Genomic DNA, 17,129 nt, shown 5'->3' with positions numbered 1-17,129 from the left:
GTTGAACCGGAACAGGTAGGTCGTCACCGCTTTTCCAGCTGTCGATGACCGGGTCATAGCCCTCGTGGTTCGGGACGAGTGCGCGGTTGCTGCCCATTCCGCCGAAGATCCAGATGGTGCCGTCGGCTTGCGTGGTGGCCGCCGCTTGGCGCGCGATGCGGGCATTTGTGATCGGCCGCCATTGCGCCGGTTGGCCGCCCGGTTGATTCGGGGACGAGCTGTGATGCTTGTTGCCGTGTGTAAGCAACACGTAGATACCGATGCCCAGCACCAGCACCGCCACCACGATTCCCACGGCGATCAGTGGGGCCGTTAGGCGGTTGCGCTTCTTCTTCGACGAGCCCATCCACGCAACCGCCCCGGCGGCCAGCCCGCGGCGCGCGGTAGCCGGTGGTTCCGTCGACGGGGCGATCGCCTGGGTCATGCTCGTGGCTTCGGCAATCGCCTGGGTCGGCTCAGATGTGTTCGGCGTGGCCGAAGTTGGTCCGCGCGTGTCTGCAAATGGGCTGCGAGGACCGGGGTGTTGTGGACCCGGGGGCCGTGGCGGCGACGGCGTATTCCCGCGGCCTTTCAGCGGATTGATCAGAGAGGTGGCGTTTTCCGAGTCGGCACTGCGTGGGCCGGGCTTGGCGATCCTTGGCGGCCTTTGGGTAGACGCGCCCGTTTTATCGGCACGTCCGGCCGGTGATAGGGTCCGCGTCTCCGACAGACCCGCCGAGGCGCCCACCGTGCGTCCCGAACCGGCGGAGGCAGTGATGGCCATCGCATCGGGCTTGAGGCCGTTGCGGCGCTGAGTCTCCTGTAATCCGCGACCGAAGTCCGCCGCTGACGCTGGACGTTCATCCGAGTCGGGTGACATCGCCATCTCGATCGCCGAGCACACCGCGTCCGGGATTCCGTTATGACGCAAGTCCGGAATCCGGGTGGTGTTGATCCGCGTGTAGTGGGCGAGAAGGTCTTCGTTGCCGCGGCGCTCGTAGGCGGCATTACCGGCGATGAGCGCATAGATCGTGGCGCCCAGAGAGTAAACGTCGCTGCTGACGGTCGCGGGCTCGCCGGTCATTATCTCGGGTGCCAGGTAATCGATTGTGCCGGAGAACAATCCGGCCGCCGTCTCGTAACCACCGGGGACGTGGGCGGTCCCGAAATCGGTCAACTGTGGTTCGCCGTAGTCGTTGACGAGGACGTTCGCCGGCTTGATATCGCGGTGCAGGGTGCCGCTCAAGTGTGCGGTTTCCAGCGCTCCGCACAACTTCACACCGATCCGCACGGCTTCCGGCCAGGCGATGGGTCCCTCTCGCTGCACCCGTAGACCCAGCGAACCCGCGGGGCAGTACGACATGACGATGTAGGGACGGCCCTCCGGGGTGACGCCGACCCGCAGGATATTGACGATGTTCGGATGCCCGGAGAGTCCGCCCATCGCGTAGCCCTCACGGAGAAAACGTTCGCGGCCCGCGTCGTCGCTGAATGGTGGTAGCACCTTGATCGCAACATTGCGCCCCAGCGCGGTCTCGCGACAGCAATACACGACTCCGGAGGCGCCGCGAGCGATCTGGCGCGCGTTGTCGAATCCGGCAGCGGCTAACTCCGCCACGACCTCGCGCCGTCCCGACGCCGGGGCGCTAGTCTTGGGTCTTTCAGCCATTACCTGGCCTCAACTTCCAAGGGATTAACGAATCGGGTCAAGCGTAGCGAACATCCGCTCGTCGTCCGGGCGGTTCAGGCGACGATCTTGAAAGGCAGCGAAAGCTACCAGCGTTGAGGTGTCAAGGCCAAAGCGTTTTACCTGAAGGGCGCCGTTCGGGTAGGGGCACTAGCGCCGTCGCGTCCACCTCCCAACACCGACCAGGACGGCGATCGCCAATATCACGATGAATGGGCGCCACCATTGAGTCCCCAGCCAGTAAAGGTGGGAGCCGAGGAAACCTGGGGTCTTCGCGTCACCGAATAAGACATCGCGGACGGCCGGCGTAGCGAGCGAAAGGAGCGCTGCGATAACCGTTATCGAGAAAATGGCTACGAGCAAGCGCCTGAAACGTTTCCGGCGCGCCGGGTCGGTGGGATCGCCGGAAGATTGCCAACTGCCCAGTGCCACGAGATAGGCGCCGACAAGGGCGATTACCAGACCCGTGAGGCCCACCACTGTGGTGTTCTGAACCGCGGCGGCCACACCAAGGACGAGTAGCGCTGCCCCAACGCGAATTGACCACTTGGGAGCACCCCTGCTCAAAGTCACCATCCGATATCCGGCGAGTGTCAGGGTCCGCAACATCGTTGCCAGCGGCTTCAGCACGCTGGGCAGCTGCCGGACCGAGCCGCCGGCCGCAGCTGCGGTCGCCGCCGCTTTGGTCAGGGTCTGTGCCATCAGAGGTGAACCCTGGTCGCTGGCGAAGGTTTCCTCGGCGACGGGATTGGTGTTCAACCACGCGTACTTGCTGGGTCCGGGTGCGGCTCGTTTGACATTCTCGGCCCAGACAAGAGACGTTTCTGGGCTCCAGCTCGGCGTTTTCTTCGATTCTGGCTCGGTGACCGCGGTCGCGAGCCCGTCGAGTTCTTCGTCGAGGATGCGCTGTTGCCAAACGTGGGCAAGCCAGAGGGAGGTCTTGGGGATGCTGTCAGGAATCGTGGCGTCGGGATCGTCAAGGAAGGCCAGTTCCTGTCTCACCGTGTCTTCGGTCAAGCATTCGTCGGAACCCTCGTCGCCTGTGGTGAGAGGGAAGCCACCGTTTGGGAACTCAGGCGCTCCAATCGATCTCAGTTCACCTACGAACCAATCGACTCCGTTCTGAGCCATGTTGGCACCATCGTCAGGTTGGGTGCCGCGCGCGGACACGATCTGCTGCACACGGCGAGGATCGAGCAATACGTGAACCAGCCATCCTGCTCCGTCGAGCCTGCCCCACATCCAGTCATTAGCGCGCCAGGACCGCTTGTAGAAGGCGCCGAAGTGATGTAACTGCATGCCGGTTAGTTTGTGCTGCGCCGTGCGGAATCCAGGGGCGTGCAGACTGCGGGTGTCAGCGCTGACTTGGACGAGTTCGAGGGACTGTTCGATATCGGCCGAAGCGGGCAGCATCGCGCGCTGTGTCACCGCCAGATCAAAGAGCTTGAGTGCGACACCGTGCGAATCCGTGGCGTCAGCGAGGTAGTTGAGGTAGGTCGTCAGCTGGCGGGCTGACACGTCATCGCGGCAACGCCGCGAATTCTGCTGGGAGCTGGAGGTCGGCGGAGGAGGGCAGGCGAGCCCTTGCAACAGGGTCAGGTTGTCGTCGACGAACACGCCGCCGAGGCGCTCCCAGTCGTCCTTCGATATTCCAGATCGGTCAAGATACTCGCTGGCAATCCTTTCGGCCGCTTCGGCAAGCGGGTCGGCACGTATGCCCGGGTCGTGGCAGATCGAACGGACCAACTCAACGTCATTGACGGGCGGCGGCGGTTCCGAAGCGCCATCGGTCGATTGCGGACGCTGGTGGATGACGGCGGTGATGCCCGCCAAGGCAGCGAGGTCGGCGTCCGAGGTGGCCAGCTGGTACGCCGCCTGAAGAATGCTCAGCGCACACGCTTTGGCGAGGTTGTATGCGGGTCGCCCGTATCTGGCGAGCTCCTCGGTCGTGTCGGGTAGTGGGTAGTCGGGCGGCCGAGACCGGTTTTGCAGGATCGTGTCGGTGATGCGTTGTCGGCAGAGTTCTTCGCCGTGGCCGCCGATGGCAAGTTCGGCTTCCCACCGCTCGGGCATCTTGTCGCTCGCGCTGCTCGATGCGGGCGCCCAGGTACTGAGTTGGCGCAGCAGAGCATCGACGAGGGGTTCGGCTTGTGTGGTCGCTTCGCGATGCGCATAGTCGGTCAGCAATGGCTGAGTCAACAGCCGGGAACGGCTGGCGCGTCGGTCATTTGGGTCGTCGCGTTCGAGCAGTCGCGTTGCAAACTCGGCGAGTCGGAGTCTGGAGTCGGTCCGGGCCCGCATTCGGTCTTGGTGCTCGCGGATGGCCCGCAGATCGGCGGCGATGGACTGGGTCGTCATCGCAGCAAGATCCTTCAGGAGTCCCTCTAGCAGACCCAGCGGTTGGTCTATGTCGTCGGGTAGACCTTGGGCAACTAGGTCGGGCGCCGGTCCCGATGATGGAACGACGAAGAGCAGCACCCGGCGGACCGGCCGGCTGGCGGGCTGGTCGAAGACGCGCTTGAGCAGCACGCCGATGGGTTGATTGTCGAGCAGGCCGCCGTCGGCGGCCCAGTGCGCACGGGTGATGTTTGTGAACGGTTGCAGATCTGGTCGCATCGGTACCCCGCCCCTTTCGGGGATCGGCTCCCCGAAGGGGAGGAACGACGGCTCGAAGGCGGCGGGAAAAGACGCTGAGCTGCGTGCGGCGAGTGCCAGCGCCTCGAGGGTGGTGCCGGGTGCGGCCAATTCTTGTTCAGTGAACGTGAACAGGCCGCGCCGATCGACGTCCTGAACAATGGTGCCGAAGGAATCGGTGAACCTGCTCGTCTCACCGCTCAGCAGCGTCGTCGTGATGTACACGGTCGTGACGGGTTTGCGAAGGCTGCTCGGGAATTTGCTCGGAGGGAACGGTCCGGTAGCGAGGTGGGGGATCTCTTTCACTAATGCACGGAACAAGCGTTCGTCGCCGTACAGCAGGGACGGCGCGCTGTCGTCTTGTGGGTCTCGAAGCAGGCTGAGGAGCGAGCCCAGATCTAACCAGAGCTCGCGCAGCTTACCCAGGTCCTTTCCGGTCACCCTCGACGAAGCCAGCAGCGCCGCGTTGATGCCGCCCGCACTGGTGCCCGACAAAATGTCGACATCGACAACTACGTCGAGCAGGTTCAGCAGGTGGGCGTAGAGCTTGAGGGAAGCTACGGCCTCGGGGCTGAGCCCACAGGTACTCGGGGGCTCGCAGCCTTCCCCCTTCTCCTCGCAGGCGGTTACCACCCTTCGCCACTGTGACGCCTGGGCGAGCAAGTTGATTTCGCGCGCAACGCCGGCCATCCAGATTGCGAGGCTGACCCCGCCAGTCATGGTCGTGGCGAGTCGGAGTTCCTGCGTCGACTCCGAAACCTTCTTCGACGGTCGCTCGAATGTCATTGCTCACCCCGGTTGCGCCTGGTCGGCTTTAGCGTGCAAAACCCTCGGCCATTGTCACCGCAAGGACACGTTTCTGACGGTGAATTGCGGATGTAGCAGGTCGCTTTCGGTAATGATGCGATGCAGCTGCCAATGACGAAGTGTCATCGCGGATGTGTGCTACAAAGCGATCGTTACCGCCGCGAGCGCTTATCCCGTCGACTCGCGGGAGCCGCTCGATGGCAGCGGACGCCACTCAAAATTTTGCCGCCGGGAGGTGAGGAGTTAGCGGGCATCCGTCGTCGACAGCGGCTGGCGTTCGACGGAGCGCCCGAGGACGACCTTCGCAGTGATGACGCCCAACTTGGCCATGCCCAAGTATGTGGACGGGTTGAACAACGTCGGCCACACCGTGCGGGTTTTGTGTTCGTCGACCGGCCGATCGGCGAATCGATCGCGCAGCCACCTCAGCGTCATGGGCGCCGAGAGTGGATGCAACAGCAGGTGCCCACAGAACCGGTCGCGATGATAGGTGACCGCGGCGCCGAGGCGTTCATATTGAGCCACCAGTGCGTCGACATCATCGACGCTGATGATTCCGTCGTGCACCGCCTGCACGACCAGCACCGCAGGTTTGGGCCTGGACTTGCCGAGCTTGGTCTCATCGAAGATGTGGCGGACTTCGGCTACTTCCCACAGCTCGTCGGCTGTCATGTCGACGTAGGACCCGATGTCGACGTTGCGGAACCGCCACACAGCCTGGGCCGTCGTCATCGTTTGCAACTCGTCGAGCAACGCCTTGCCCTCGTCGGTCGCGTGCTCATCGACGACCCTCTGCGCGCCGGGGAAGACTTGCGTCAATGCGGAGATCATCAGCGCGGCGAGGCCGGCGAAGAAGCTGCCATTGAGGCGGCGCGCCACACTGCCCGGGTCGCCGACGGGCGAACCGAGAACGGCGCCAACGATATTGAGCTCCGGTGCGTACCGCTCACACAGTTCGGCCGCCCACGCCGACGCCAGTCCTCCTCCTGAATATCCCCACAGACCCACCGGTGCAGACGGTGACAATTCCAAGCGCTCGCACCGCATCGCGGCCCGCAGCCCGTCCAGAATCCGGTAGCCCGGCTCGACCGGAGCACCCCACATGCCGTGGCAGCCTTCGTGATCCGGTACGCAAACCGCCCAGCCTTCGGCGAGTGCGGCGGTCACCAACAAATACTCCGCTTGGACGAACGCACCGATCGGTCTCGCGCCGCGCCGCATGGCGAACGAGGGGAAACAGCGCGACGCTACGGCGTCAATCGCGCATTGATACGAGAGCACCGGATAAGCGACGTCTGACGCGCGCTGCGCCGGGACAAATACAGTCGTGACGGCGACCTCCGGTTCTTCGTGCAGATTCGTGGTGCGGTACAGCAACTGCACGGCTCTTACTCGTTGGCTGATCAGACCAAGAAATCCGATCTCCACGTCGCGCGAGCGCAACACCGTACCCGGTTCCGCATCCTCGAAATCCTGAGGTGCCTGGTAGAAGGGGTCGTCGTCGGGTGAGATCGGACTTTCGCCGCGTCGAAGCTCATCGTGTGGCGGGCTTGCGGCTTTCACCGGCGTGGCGGAATGGCTATCCATTGGTGTGGCGACCCCCTAGGCGTATCACAAACGGGGCGCGCTCACGCGCCCAAGTTGTGCATTACCCGCGGTACCGGGTTTCAACCTATTTGCTCAGTCATCGATTCTTCGGGCCTTCCACACCGAGCACCGAATCGGTCAACGCACTGTCAGTAAATCCGTAATATCGCGTCATGAGGCTTGTCGCGATGACACCGGGCTTGCATCGTGTCGTCAGCCTGACGGTCGCCGCCCTGCTCGCCGCGGCATCGGTGGTCGCGCCGGCAGCGATGCCGTTTCCGATAGCGCCGCTGATTCCGCAGGCATCGGCGGATTGCCCCGGTGTCGAAGTTTCCTTCGCTCGCGGCCGGGAGGAACCACCAGGTTTGGGCGCGGTCGGCGACGCGCTGGTCAATTCGCTGCGCGGCAAGACGCGCATGTCGGTCGGCGCCTATGGGGTCAACTACCCCGCCAACATAACCACCATCAGCGGCGCTAACGATATGAGCGGCCACGCCCAATTTATGGCCAAAAATTGCCCGAACACCCGCCAGGTGCTCGGCGGCTATTCGTTGGGTGCGGAGGTCGTCGACCGGGTGAGCTACGGCGGGCTGCCTCCGGGTGTGGATCAGCACGTAGCGGCCGTCGCGGTGTTCGGTAATGGCACCGGGGTGGGCCCCGCCTTCGCCGGTAAGACGATCGAGCAGTGCGCGGCCGGCGACCCCATCTGCGGGAGAGGCAGGAATTGGCCGTCGCATCTGCAGCCCTCATACATCGACTCCGGGCTGGTGGATCAGGCCGCTAGCTTCGTCGCCGGCAAGCTCTAGGCGCGAGGGTGCGCTGCGCTTGCGCCGACCAGGGCTAGATTCGGCTCGTGCGCAGGACCATCGACTGGGACGGCGACGCGGTCACGATTATCGACCAGACCGCGTTGCCGACCGATTACCGCGTGCTGAGTCTGCGCACCGTCGATGAGCTGATCGACGCGATCCGCCGCCTGGCCGTGCGCGGCGCTCCGGCGCTCGGCGCGGCGGGGGCGCTCGGCGTTGTGCTCGCCGTCCGCGAAGGAGGCGACGTCTCGGCCGCGGCCGAACGGGTCGCGAAGGCACGACCGACTGCTGTCAACCTCAGCTGGGGGGTCGCGCGCGCGCTCGAGAAACTCGATGAGGGCGCAGAAGCCGTGCTCGCCGAAGCGCTGGAAATCCTCGACGAGGACGAACGCCTCAACCGCGCCGCATCCGACCACGCCGCCGAGGTCGTGCTCGCGCTGTGTGCTCGCCGCCCGCTGCGGCTGCTCAGCCACTGCAACGCCGGTCACCTTGCCACCGTGGCTTGGGGCAGTGCGCTCGGCGTCGTCTGGCACCTGCACGAGCGCGGACTGGTGGAGTCGGTGCTGGTCGACGAGACACGTCCGTTGCTGCAGGGTGCCCGGCTCACGGCATGGGAGCTGGCGCAGGCGGGCGTGCCCTACCGGGTGCAGCCGGACGGCGCCGCGGCGGCGGCGATGGCACGCGGCCTCGTCGACTGCGTGCTCGTCGGCGCCGACCGGATCGCCGTTAACGGCGACGTCGCCAACAAGATCGGCACCTACGGCCTGGCGATCGCGGCGCATCATCACAACGTGCCGCTCGTCGTGGTCGCGCCTTCGTCCACGGTCGACAGGGCGCTCGCCACCGGCGCCGAGATCGCCATCGAGGAACGCGCGCCCGACGAACTCAGGACTTTCAGCGGCACCACGATCACCCCGCCCGACGCCGAGGTTTTCAACCCGGCCTTCGACGTGACCCCGGCCGGGCTCATCACCGCCGTCGTCACCGAGCACGGCCGCTACCGGCCCCAGGATGTCTGGCACTAAGGGTGCGCACGTACCCGACGCGCGGATCCCTCCGTCTAGGCGGCGAGCGTGCTTTTGAAGATCCTTCGTTTCTCTACAGAGGCCCATAATCGTTGCCACGTGGGGCCGCAAACCTGAAGTTGGTTTATTTAAAGGGATTCAAGGTACGGCCCAGGAAGTACTGAATGCGCTGTGGGACCGGGCGTATGGCGGCGGCGGTGAGTTTATTGACGGTGCCCGGTATGCAGACGGGCTTGCCGTTGGTCACGGCGGCCCATCCCGCACGGACAACGGGTTCAGGCTGTTGCCACATAAAGCTCGGCAGTCGGTCGGCAGCATCGCGGGTGCCCATCACGTCGTGGAACTCGCTGTGGGTGAAGCCAGGGCAGAGCGCGGTGACATGGATGCCGTGGGGTTTGAGTTCCATGTCGAGGGACTGGGACATGTTCAGTACGTAGGACTTGATGCCCGTGTACAGCAATCCTTCTCCCGGCGGCGACAGCGCGGCCAGTGAGGACAGGTTGATGATGCGTCCCCAACCTCGCTGCTTCATGCCGGGGATGGCTCGGTGAATCAGCTCGGTCACTGCAGTGACCATCAGTTGAAGTTCCCCTGCGACCGAGTCCCATGGGGTGTCGGAGAATTTGGTGCTGGCCGAGAGTCCTGCGTTATTGATAAGCACGTCGATGGATAGACCCAATTCGGTTGCGCGGCTGATGATCGCAGCGGGGGTAGCGGGGTCGGTGAGGTCGGCGGCGAACACTTCGGCGCGCACGCCGTGTTGTTGGTGTATTTGGGTGGCGAGTTCTTCGAGGCGCTCGGCGCGTCGGGCGACAAGCAGCACGTCGTAGCCCTCGGTCGCGAGGTGGCGAGCGAAGGCCGCTCCGATGCCGGCAGATGCCCCCGTGATCAGGGCGCCACGTCGGGTCGTGTTCATGGATCGGTGTTCCATTCTGGTAGGCGTCGGCCACCATGGCCGACGGATCGGGGGCGGGCGTGTAGTGCGCTGCGAGGGGGTCTGCGGGGTGGAGGCCGCCTGGCGTTGGGGTCAACCCAGTGGGACGTGGCGATTGAGGAAGTCGATCTGGTCGGTCACGATCCCGTCGAAGTGCGGGTCCAGGTACGGCTCGAAGTGCGAGCAGTCATAGGAGCGGACTTCACCGTGGGGGATGCGGGCCACGATCTTCTTGGCTTTGGCGTAGGGAGTGACGTCGTCACGCTTGGCGAGCTGCACAAGGGTCGGCGCGGTGATGTTTGCGACCTTGCGTCCCGGTGAGTACAGCGGCACGCGCAGGGCGATACGGGCGGCGACGTCGTTTTCGGCGAGAAGTTGCTCGCGCTTGTGCTCGGCCGCTTCGCCCCCGGCCATCTCCTCGACTAGTTCATAGGCGCCGGGGGAGGTCATCATGGCGACCTCACCGGGCCTGCCGACGCCCTTCACTCGGTACGGTTCCCGCCCGAGCCATGCGCCGACCTGATCGCGCAATGCTGCGGCGATGAGGCGTGCGACCAATTTAGGGGATTGAGAGAACGCGGATGCGGGTCCGGTGACGTGGGGCACCTGGACGATGGCGGCTGCGAGGTCGTGGTCGCGGGCGGCCAGGTTGAGAACGTGGCCACCGCCGAAGGAGGAACCCCAGGCCACCACCCGGGTGGTGTCGACGTTGTTCAGGCTGCGGGCGTAGGCGATGGCGGCCCGCCAGTCAGCGTGCTGTTTGGCGATGTCAAGGATGCGGCGGGGCTGTCCTTGGCTGGCACCCCAGTGCCGGTAGTCGAATACCAGGGCGGCGTAGCCTGCCTGGGCGAATCGTGCGGCGTAGGCGTCCAGGCGCAGTTCGCGGAAGGCGGCGAACCCGTGAGCTAGGACGACGATGGGTGGATTCTCGACGCCTTCGGGCCGGTAGAGCCACGCCGCACAAGTTGCGCCCTCGGACGTGAAGGTGACGTCGTGTCGAACGTAGCTGAGTGGTTGGTTCATCGTCGTGGTCTCCATCGGGTATCTTGAATGCCATTCAACAAAAAGCTACCAAGTTCTTGAATGTCGTTCAACATAGTGTGATCTAGTCGATGCAGAGGGAGCGATGGCACGGAACAAGCGTCCACAGGCCGCCGAAGAGAAACGTGCAGAAATCGTCGCGGCAGCACGACGGCTATTTATCGATACTGGCTACGACGCCACCCCGATGAGTCGCCTCGCGAAGGAAGCCGGGGTGGCACCGAACACCATCTACTGGTACTTCGGCGATAAGGACGACGTTCTCATCGCTGTGCTCGACTCCGTCATGGCCGACATCTGGCCGCAGTACCAACAAGTGGCGACCGAACCGATCCCCGCTCGAGTGCTGTGGGTGGTTCGCCAGTTACAACAGATGAGCCGGCTAGTGACGACGGTGCACGCCCGCATCGAACATTCGGCCGCCATCGCCGAGTGGCATCGCAACTTCCATCTGATCACCGGCAGTATGTTCCGTTACGAATTGGAGACTGCGGGAGTCTCAACGTCGACTGTGGAAGCCGAAGTGATGATCGGCATCTTCACCGTCGAAGGACTCCTGATGCACGACCTGAATGAGATCGAGCAACGCACCATTTGCGACGTCCTGGCTTCACGCTGGACTGTGAACCAGCCGTACCCGTCCTGAGCAGGGAAGTTGACGTGCCGTCTGTTCTCGGCGACGTACCGGCCCTTTGCGGGCATGACGATCGGGTCGTCGGTGTGATCGACGACGAGAGTAGGCGCGGAGTGTCGGGAGAAGTGCCCGGACGTCCACTTCGGCCACAAGCGGCCACATGAGTGAAACGATCCGGGGGCTTGCGCCGAGCCGCCCTAGCCAAAGCGGTGCTCAGGTGACAGTTCGGGCGCACACCTCAAGTGTGCGTCCGAAACCTGGGGAGGCGCGATGAGCGAGCAACTGTACGACTTTTTCGGCGAGATCTTCCAGCGGTACTTCAGACCCGCCGCGGACACATATCGCCGAACGGGTGGAGGACTCGTCGAACGGTGGCTCACGCTGACTGACGACGTTCCGGATCGTTTGGCACAGGCCCGGCGCGCCGCAATGGCTTGGGGCAAAGCCGAGATCCCGAAAGCCACGATTACCTCGGAAACATTCGTGATCACCCAATACGGACTGATGTATGCCGCCCGGTTGAGCGAGTCGCGCCGGGCACTGTATTACCTGGCCACGCCTCGCGCGTTGTTCGATCCGTTCGTTGATCAGGTCGAGACCGCCGAACTGCGTGACGGCGCGGTAGTCGTAGTGGACAGCCGGTTCGGCCGCGACCTCGCATCCGCTCATCCGATGGACGCCGCGCTGCGCCAGATACTCGATGAGCACTTGGCGCTGCGGGTGGATCTGCCCTCGTAGCTATCTCTTCGTCGAGGTGGTCCGCCTTTTGGATCTGCAGACACTGGTCGGTGTCGTCGGCCAACGTGAATTAGTGAAACCTGGGCCGGCACCGGTCGGCGACGACAGCGCCGCCAGCACGACGACCAGCGCTGCCAGACGGCGCCGCATCGAGCGAGGTGCAGCTCAAGCCGGTCACTAGCTATCGTCGTCAACCAAGATCGACGTCGACCGGCTCGAAGGCATCTGGAAGCGGTCCAACTTCCGCGGCATCCCGTCCATGCATATGTCCAAGGACGGACCTGTGCAGATGAGACGGACAAGGCGAGTCGTCAACGCTCAGGCAGCGGACCTAACTTGACTATTTTGCTCAGGTCGAGATCGGCCCATGCAGAATGACGGTCCGCAAGCGATCGCCCATCACTCGATTGAGTCATATCGGCTGCTGTCGCTGAAGTGAGTCCAGCCACAAATTACTCGCCGGTAACCTACGGCGGCGTAAGTTCGGTGTATGAGCGAGTTGACCTACGTCGAACTGCACGGCGACCGGATCGCCTACCGGGACGTGGGCCGGGGCCCCGCCCTCCTGCTGATTCACGGGATGGCCGGCAGTTCGGCCACCTGGCAGGCGATCATTCCGCAGTTGTCCAAGAAATACCGCGTCATCGCGCCGGACCTACTGGGCCACGGCGAGTCCGCGAAACCGCGTGGCGACTACTCGCTGGGCGCCTTCGCGGTTTGGCTGCGCGATCTGCTCGATGAGCTTGGGGTACACCGGGCGACGGTGATCGGGCAGTCCCTTGGAGGCGGCATCGCGATGCAGTTCGCGTACCAACACCGGGATTACTGCGAGCGCCTAGTGCTGATCGGCAGTGGCGGTCTGGGCCCCGACCTCAGTCCGCTGCTACGGGTCCTGTCGGCGCCCGGTGCCGAGTTCGTGCTTCCGGTAGTCGCACCGCAACCGGTACTGAACCTCGGCAACAAGCTGCGTTCGTGGCTGACCTCGGCCGGGATCCAGGCCCCGCGCGCCGGTCAGATGTGGCAGTCGTACTCCTCGCTGTCGGATCCAGCTGCCCGCCAGGCGTTCTTGCGGACCTTGCGCTCGGTGGTGGACCACCGCGGTCAGGCCGTCAGTGCGCTGAACAAGCTTCACCTCACGGCCGATGTACCCACCCTGCTGATCTGGGGAGATCGCGACCGGATCATTCCCGTCTCGCACGCGTACGCCGCTCATGACGCGCTGACGGGTAGCCGCCTCGAGGTGCTCGAAGGTGTCGGGCACTTCCCGCACGCCGAGGCGCCGACGGCGGTGGCGAACATTGTCGAGGACTTCATCGCCTCCACGTCGCACCAGCCGAACCTGGCGTTCCGGTGCTGATCGGGCCTGATCGGGTACATAGCAGACAGGTCATCTCCCGCGGCGAAAAGGCTCCGAGTTCCCGTCCACCTCACCGACTGTTATCGGTGGCGCGAATGTGCTTGATCGTCATGCCATCCGGTGCTGGACGCGAGTTCGATTGCCCGGCGGATGCTTGACTCGCGGAAGGCGATCTGGTCGGTGACGACGCGCTCGAACGGCTCGCCGACGTAGATGTCGAAGTGCCCTTCGGGATAAAGGCGCACCTCCCCGTGGGGGCATGGGCCCGTAGGGATGATCCCTAGCAGCGGCCACCCGAGATACGTTGAGAACATGAGTGCTGCCGGCATCGTCCTCGTAGCACTCGCGATCGCCGTCGGAATTGTTGGCATCGTGGTGCCGCTATTGCCGGGCACGCTGCTGGCGTTCGTCGCGATCGTGGTGTGGGCCGTCGTCGAGAACAACATCACCGCGTGGGTGACACTCGGCTTGGTGGCCGCGCTGCTCGGTGTGGCGACATTGATCAAATACACCTGGCCCGTGAAGCGGATGCGGGCCGCCGACGTGCGCACGCTGAGTCTGGCAGCGGGCGCAATTGTGGGCATCATTGGTTTCTTCGTAATCCCGGTGATCGGCCTGGTGATCGGCTTCGTGCTGGGTGTCTACGTGGCGGAGCTGGCCGCCCGCGGAGACCAGCGGCTGGCATGGACCTCGACGAAGCACGCCGTGAAAGGTGTCGCGTTGTCGGTGGGTGTCGAGTTGGCTGCCGCGCTGCTCGCCACCGCCGCGTGGGTGTCCGGGGTGTACCTAACCCAGTAGCGCCTCGCTGAGAGCGTTGAACCTCGCATGGTTTCCCAAGACTTCGTGCTCTCCTCGGCGACCGAGCCGCTGACGGTCTATTCGATGGGCGGCGCGTATGCGACGGTCAAGACGCCCTCTCGCGAATCTGATGGGGTACGGGTTAATAGGGCTGAACTGCTCTTTTCGTGGAGCCGATGACGGGAATCGAACCCGCGTATTCAGCTTGGGAAGCTGATGTTCTGCCATTGAACTACATCGGCACTTCTCGCCAAGGAAGGCTAGCACCCGATGGCAGCCGTCGAGGTCAGGACGGCTCATCGACGGGTACCGCCGCGCCCCGCTATGCGCCATCGCGCCCAAACGGAGTTATTCCTTTCACAAATTCACATACTCATATTTATTATTTTGTTATCGCACCGTAATGTGCTCGGGGTGGGTCGACACCGATTAGCCAGGAAGCGGCGAAAACCGTCAGTGGCCCTGGCAGCGGTGCTCGCCCCCGCGGCCGTGTTCTTCGCGGTGTCGGCGGACGTCCACCCATTCGCGCCCCACACCGAGGCAAAGCCCGTTATCAACGACGACGCCCCCTGCTGCGTACAAATTGTCACCGCGGCATCGAATCGGCTCATTAAAGAAGCCGCTGACGGCGAGCCGACCGCGGCGTCGCGCTATCACACCCGGGCCCGGTTCCTGACCGCCGACGTCGCCCCGGAACGGGGACTGCAAATCCGGACGATCTTGACAGCGCGCAACATCACCGCGGAATTTCCGCAGATCCACGAGATGGGGGGAGTGCGCCCGGATCCGTTGCCGTGGCACCCCCTCGGCCTGGCGATCGACGTGATGATTCCGAACCCGGAATCGGCCGACGGTATCGCGCTGGGCAATGCGATCGTCGCCTACGTGCTGCAGAACGCCAACCGGTTCGGCATCCAGGATGCGATCTGGCGGGGCGTCTACTACACGCCCACCGGAGCGCAGCCGAGCCGGCTCGGCCACTACGACCACGTGCACGTCACGACGACCGGCGGTGGATATCCCACCGGCAGCGAGGTCTATCTCCGCTGAGCGCAATCGGGGAGAAGCTAGGCTCGTCGCGTGCTGCTCTCCGATCGCGACCTCAGGGCCGAAATCACCGCCGGCCGGTTGGGCGTCGAGCCCCTCGAAGACAGCCTGGTGCAGCCGTCCAGCATCGACGTGCGGCTCGACACCATGTTCCGGGTGTTCAACAACACCCGCTACACCCACATCGACCCGGCCAGGCAGCAGGACGAGCTGACCAGTTTGGTCGAACCCGCCCCCGGGGAGCCGTTCGTGTTGCATCCCGGGGAGTTCGTGCTCGGCTCGACGCTGGAACTCATCACCCTGCCCGACGACCTCGCCGGTCGCCTGGAGGGCAAGTCGTCGCTGGGCCGTCTCGGCCTCCTCACGCACTCGACCGCCGGGTTCATCGACCCCGGCTTCAGTGGCCACATCACGCTGGAGCTGTCCAACGTCGCCAACCTGCCGATCACCCTGTGGCCGGGCATGAAGATCGGTCAACTCTGCATCCTGCGGTTGACCAGTCCCGCCGAACACCCTTACGGCAGTACACAAGTAGGTTCGAAGTATCAGGGCCAGCGAGGACCTACCCCGTCGCGCTCCTATCAGAACTTCATAAGGACTACATAGGTTCTACGGGGCTCTCACGCTCCGCATCTGCGCGATACTTAGTTAGCCATGGTTTTTTCCTCCGCTTGGCCGTGGTTCGCCGCGCAATACCTTTGGAGGGGTTTGTATTGGATATCGTTCTCGGGGTGTCGATGGCACCGTCATCGATCCAAATGGTCGTCCTGGAAGGCGAATACGCCGACGGCGTCACGGTGGAAGAGGACACGTTCGACGTCACCGACGTTGCGGATGCGGCCGCGACGACCGGGCCCGATCAGGTGATTTCCGCCATCCTCGGCACCCGCGAAGGTGCGGTCGATGCCGGCCTCGAGCTGTCGTCCATCGGCGTGACATGGACGGATCAACTCGAAGCCGCGGCGCTGCGCGACGCGCTGACCGCTCACCGGATCGACAACGTGATGCTGGTCTCCGCCTTTTTGGCCGCCGCGGCGCTGGCGCAAAACCTCGGCGGAGCAATGGGTTACGAGCGCACTGCCGTACTGCTGGTGGAGCCCGACACCGCGACCCTGGCGGTGGTCGAGACCGCCGACGGTTCGATCCCGGACGTCTACAAACAACAGCTCGACGCCGAATCCTACGGCGATGCCGGCGAGCAACTCAGTGCGATGGTCGCTGGGATGGAGAAGCTGGAACTCCTACCGGGCGGCCTGTTCCTGGTCGGCTCGGGCGTCGACGTCGCTCCGCTGAAGCCGATGTTGCAGTCGGCGACGTCCCTCGACGTGAGTGTGGCCGAGGAGCCGGAGACGGCGCTGGCCCGCGGCGCGGCACTGGCGGCCGCGAACGCGCCTCTGTTCGCCTCGTCCACCGCCGCACTGGCCTACGCGCAAGACCCCGGTACGGGAGCCGTCGACCAGTACTCCCTTCCCGAGTACCTCTATGTCCCGTTCGGGCGGCAATCCGGCGACGACGAGCTCGCCTACAGCGCGGTGGGGGACGACGACGCCGAATCGCCGACCGTCGTGATCGAGAAGCTTTTCCTCCCCGAAGAAAGCCAGCCGAAGCGGCGGCCGGCACTGCTCGTCGGTAGCGGTCTGGCGGTGGTTGGGATCAGCGCGGTGCTGGCGCTCGAAATCGCGTTGGCGATCGGCATCCGCACGACGGGAACCGTTGCCTTGCAGCCCACCCCTGGTCAGCACCTGATCGTCCCCGAGCAGGCGCCGGCCCCGGCGCCGGTGCAGGCGTCCGAACCGCTGGCGAGGATCAGCCCGCCCGCCGCCGTGGCCGCCGCCAAAGCCGCCACCGCCGCCGAAGCCACCACCGCTGTGACCGCCGCCGCCACCGCCGAAGCCGCCAAGACCGCCGCCGCCGCCGGGAGCGGGAGCGTGACCACCGCCGAACCCGGGGAAGCCGCCGCCGGGAGCCGGAGCGTGACCACCGCCGAGCCCGGGGAAGCCGCCGCCGGGGACCGGAGCGTGACCACCACCGAAGCCGCCGAGACCGCCGCCG

General features: G+C 64.6%; 15 protein-coding genes and 1 tRNA gene. 9 read left to right on the top strand and 7 right to left on the bottom strand.

From position 1 onward, the window contains the following. From A5652_RS09835 to A5652_RS09825, 3 genes are all read right to left on the bottom strand, one after another. Window positions 1-1,648 (bottom strand): serine/threonine-protein kinase (locus tag A5652_RS09835; RefSeq protein WP_156745248.1); only part of this gene is annotated, 1,648 nt, incomplete at its 3' end. 168 nt (window positions 1,649-1,816) lie between these two features. Beyond that, on the bottom strand, window positions 1,817-5,086 hold the full coding sequence (locus tag A5652_RS09830) for a patatin-like protein (protein ID WP_082983840.1): 3,270 nt from the start codon (window positions 5,084-5,086) through the stop codon (window positions 1,817-1,819). A gap of 264 nt (window positions 5,087-5,350) precedes the next feature. Further along, window positions 5,351-6,694 (bottom strand): lipase family protein, encoded by a 1,344-nt coding sequence (locus tag A5652_RS09825; protein WP_067349890.1) that lies wholly within the window; start codon window positions 6,692-6,694, stop codon window positions 5,351-5,353. A gap of 173 nt (window positions 6,695-6,867) precedes the next feature. Here A5652_RS09825 and A5652_RS09820 point away from each other — a divergent pair, with 173 nt between their 5' ends. Together A5652_RS09820 and mtnA are read left to right on the top strand one after the other, a co-directional pair. Next, window positions 6,868-7,500 (top strand): cutinase family protein, encoded by a 633-nt coding sequence (locus tag A5652_RS09820; protein ID WP_067349887.1) that lies wholly within the window; start codon window positions 6,868-6,870, stop codon window positions 7,498-7,500. A 47-nt stretch (window positions 7,501-7,547) separates the two neighbouring features. Next, window positions 7,548-8,528, top strand: a complete 981-nt coding sequence (gene mtnA, locus A5652_RS09815; RefSeq protein WP_067349884.1) for an S-methyl-5-thioribose-1-phosphate isomerase — start codon at window positions 7,548-7,550, stop codon at window positions 8,526-8,528. Between the two features lie 124 nt (window positions 8,529-8,652). Here the strand turns inward: mtnA and A5652_RS09810 are convergent, their stop codons facing one another. Together A5652_RS09810 and A5652_RS09805 are read right to left on the bottom strand one after the other, a co-directional pair. After that, the gene (locus A5652_RS09810; RefSeq protein WP_067349897.1) at window positions 8,653-9,444 is read right to left on the bottom strand and encodes an SDR family oxidoreductase; all 792 of its coding nucleotides are present in this window, start codon (window positions 9,442-9,444) and stop codon (window positions 8,653-8,655) included. 111 nt (window positions 9,445-9,555) lie between these two features. Then, window positions 9,556-10,485 carry an alpha/beta hydrolase gene (locus A5652_RS09805; protein WP_067349893.1) on the bottom strand — a complete coding sequence of 310 codons (930 nt, stop codon included), beginning with the start codon at window positions 10,483-10,485 and terminating at the stop codon, window positions 9,556-9,558. Between the two features lie 103 nt (window positions 10,486-10,588). Between A5652_RS09805 and A5652_RS09800 the strand changes: the two genes are divergently transcribed. The 3 genes from A5652_RS09800 (at window position 10,589) to A5652_RS09790 (ending at window position 13,232) form a co-directional block, all read left to right on the top strand. Next, window positions 10,589-11,149 (top strand): TetR/AcrR family transcriptional regulator, encoded by a 561-nt coding sequence (locus A5652_RS09800; protein WP_067349879.1) that lies wholly within the window; start codon window positions 10,589-10,591, stop codon window positions 11,147-11,149. Between the two features lie 258 nt (window positions 11,150-11,407). After that, window positions 11,408-11,875, top strand: a complete 468-nt coding sequence (locus tag A5652_RS09795) for a glucose-6-phosphate dehydrogenase (protein ID WP_067349876.1) — start codon at window positions 11,408-11,410, stop codon at window positions 11,873-11,875. 490 nt (window positions 11,876-12,365) lie between these two features. After that, entirely contained in the window at window positions 12,366-13,232 is an 867-nt protein-coding gene (locus A5652_RS09790; protein WP_067349872.1) for an alpha/beta fold hydrolase, read from the top strand. A gap of 80 nt (window positions 13,233-13,312) precedes the next feature. Here A5652_RS09790 and A5652_RS28515 read toward each other — a convergent pair whose 3' ends face one another. Continuing rightward, window positions 13,313-13,546, bottom strand: coding sequence for a hypothetical protein (locus A5652_RS28515; protein ID WP_082983839.1), 234 nt, complete (start codon window positions 13,544-13,546; stop codon window positions 13,313-13,315). Between A5652_RS28515 and A5652_RS09785 the strand changes: the two genes are divergently transcribed. Beyond that, window positions 13,545-14,030: a DUF456 domain-containing protein gene (locus A5652_RS09785; RefSeq protein WP_067349869.1), complete on the top strand. Its 486-nt coding sequence runs from the start codon at window positions 13,545-13,547 to the stop codon at window positions 14,028-14,030. The two genes, A5652_RS28515 and A5652_RS09785, sit on opposite strands and share 2 nt — an antisense overlap. 168 nt (window positions 14,031-14,198) lie before the next feature. Here the strand turns inward: A5652_RS09785 and A5652_RS09780 are convergent. Further along, window positions 14,199-14,272: transfer RNA gene (locus tag A5652_RS09780), tRNA-Gly, on the bottom strand. A gap of 172 nt (window positions 14,273-14,444) precedes the next feature. Here A5652_RS09780 and A5652_RS09775 point away from each other — a divergent pair. The 3 genes from A5652_RS09775 to A5652_RS09765 all read left to right on the top strand — a co-directional run. After that, window positions 14,445-15,080: a hypothetical protein gene (locus A5652_RS09775; protein WP_197513875.1), complete on the top strand. Its 636-nt coding sequence runs from the start codon at window positions 14,445-14,447 to the stop codon at window positions 15,078-15,080. A 30-nt stretch (window positions 15,081-15,110) separates the two neighbouring features. Beyond that, the gene (dcd, locus tag A5652_RS09770; RefSeq protein WP_067349862.1) at window positions 15,111-15,683 is read left to right on the top strand and encodes a dCTP deaminase; all 573 of its coding nucleotides are present in this window, start codon (window positions 15,111-15,113) and stop codon (window positions 15,681-15,683) included. A 107-nt stretch (window positions 15,684-15,790) separates the two neighbouring features. After that, window positions 15,791-17,129 (top strand): hypothetical protein (locus A5652_RS09765; RefSeq protein WP_232001146.1); only part of this gene is annotated, 1,339 nt, incomplete at its 3' end.

Origin of the sequence: Mycobacterium sp. 1165178.9, from assembly GCF_001673555.1 — a bacterium.
Taxonomy (GTDB): Bacteria; Actinomycetota; Actinomycetes; order Mycobacteriales; family Mycobacteriaceae; genus Mycobacterium.
The sequence above is the reverse complement of the archived record's forward strand: the minus strand, read 5'-3'. Positions and strand labels throughout refer to the sequence as shown.